This is a genomic window from Cupriavidus sp. IK-TO18, from assembly GCF_015549295.1.
GTDB lineage: Bacteria > Pseudomonadota > Gammaproteobacteria > Burkholderiales > Burkholderiaceae > Cupriavidus > Cupriavidus oxalaticus_A.
Window position 1 is genome coordinate 1 of sequence record NZ_JADGMP010000090.1, and the last position, 556, is coordinate 556.

1 pseudogene is annotated in these 556 nt (G+C 61.3%); it reads right to left on the reverse strand.

Annotated elements, in window-relative coordinates:
• Positions 1 to 442, reverse strand: a pseudogene (locus IPF36_RS34225) (transposase); the annotation flags it as partial.
• Between the last annotated feature and the right edge of the window lie 114 nt (positions 443 to 556).

Here is a 556-nt window from a genome sequence, read left to right on the forward strand (position 1 = left end):
GCAAGCGCGATGATGTCGGCAGTCAAAGCCGCTTCATCATCCGGTGTCGTTGGAACCTTGCGCTGCGTGGAGCGGTGCTGACCAAGAACCCGGCACGCCCGTCGTTCGCGGACGCCAAGCTCGGCAACAACATGATCCACGCAGGCCCGGCGACGTGCGGGGCTTAGAAGTTTCCCCGCGCAGCTTCCGCCAGGATCATCTTGTCCAGGGTCAGGTCGGAGACGGCGCGCCGAAGCCGCGCATTCTCCGTCTCAAGTTCCTTCAGCCGCTTGACCTGATCGCCCTTCAGGCCTCCGTATTCCGACCGCCAACGATAATATGTAACTTCCGTCACACCTATCGATCGGACCGCTTCCGCAACCGATTTGCCCTGCGAAGTCAGAACATCAACCTGCCGCAGCTTCGTGACGATCTCTTCCGCGCTGTGTCTCTTCCTGGCCATTTCCTAAGTCCTCCATCGGCTCAAAAGCCATACATAAGGGAGGACCACTTTTCAGGGGGCAGACCAGCCCAGCATGCCGCTCAGCGCGCCCGCCGTCGCCGGATCGCCGAGCAG